At 58.7% G+C, this 1,386-nt stretch carries 2 protein-coding genes; both read right to left on the reverse strand.

Annotated elements, in window-relative coordinates:
• A partial coding sequence (locus AC1RQI_RS16840) for a hypothetical protein (protein WP_481905768.1) occupies positions 1-443 on the reverse strand: 443 nt, incomplete at its 3' end.
• Between the two features lie 275 nt (positions 444-718).
• The coding region (locus AC1RQI_RS16845) for an HPP family protein (RefSeq protein ID WP_481905769.1) at positions 719-1,386 on the reverse strand (668 nt) is incomplete at its 5' end.

Below are 1,386 nucleotides of genomic sequence, written 5' to 3' on the forward strand. Positions count from 1 at the left end.
TTCATTTCCTTGAAGGCGGCCTGTGCCCGCGTTTTTGCGGCGTTGATCGTTCTGGGGGCAGCCCGGTGATTCTTCAGGTCTTCATAGTGCGTGTTCGCCAGGTCGTATTTGTTGATGGCGCCCAATACCCGGTCGGATTGTGCCACGGCGGCGCCCATGCCGTTGCCGCCAAACGTGGTCAGGTCACCCACTGCATCAGGAATTTTGGTGTCCCAAAGCAGATTCGCCAGCCCCATTACCGCGGCGCCACCGGCATAATGGCTCATGTGGGATAGCGTCTGTCGTTGTTCAGCGGTGCATGCTTTCAGCGGCGCAATACTGACGGAGCGATTGTGAGCCGAGGACGGGACCACTACTGGTTTATTGGGTGAGCAGGCGCATTCCCTATCCGGGGATTTCCCGTTGGCAGCCAGAAACATTCTCTCGAACTCCTCGGACGTCATGTCCGCAGGGCGGGTTTTCTTGGCGATTTTCTTTGATGAGGTGGGGGTTCTCGGGTAGTAGATTGATGATGGCATACCAGTTCCTTATGGTGTGTTGTCCATGTGCGATGCTTCGCTGTCGAGAGAAGCTAACAAATTTTTTCGGAGCGCGCTATCCTCGGCCTTGTACCCAAGAGATGATTAGAGGTACTGAAACGGGGTCAGGGTCAGTACGCATCAGATTCAATGAAGCTGGTCCGAATGCGGCTGACTGGAGCATCCAGTAGTCGGGCGGCCTACCGCGACCGCCAGATCGGGTACGCAATCCCCGCCAGACGGTTCATGACAAACGCCTGACCCACCAACAGAGCAACGCCCGACATCAGTATCGGGAACTGCCCCGGATGGGGCATTAGCCCCAGTGAGACGATCATTGCGGTGGCTCCCGCCGGCGGGTGCGGTGAGCGCAGCAGGATCATTAACGCCCCGCACGTACCCAGGGACAAAACAGCCGCGCCCACGCGCGCGGCATCCACGCCATTAGCCACGGCGGAGGGTGCATCAAGCAGACCGAAAAGAGCCAGCGACAGAAAGCCGGCAATGGCACCGATAAGGTGTCCCAGAAAGGTGTTGCGCGGAGACGCCGGCTCGGCCAGCGGGGCATAGAACAGAATAAATGCCGTGGCCCCCAGCGAGGGAAAAATCAGCGCCTCCTGGGTGACAAGCGCCAGGGCCGCGATCAGTGCGATGCTGATGGCGCCGTTGATCAGGTTAAAGGTTGCCAGAACAGGGCGGTGGCCGTGCTTCTCCTGCAGGCTGCTGAGGCGGTAATGGGGGAACGGCAGAAGGCCAGTGCTCGAGTTGGGTTCCTGCTGTGGATTGGGCATGCGTCTCGTCTGCATCAGAATGGTGCACGCAAGGATACGGAGTGTATGACAAATGTCAAAACAGCGCCGGCCATTGA

Source organism: Salicola sp. AFF1 (assembly GCF_056783195.1).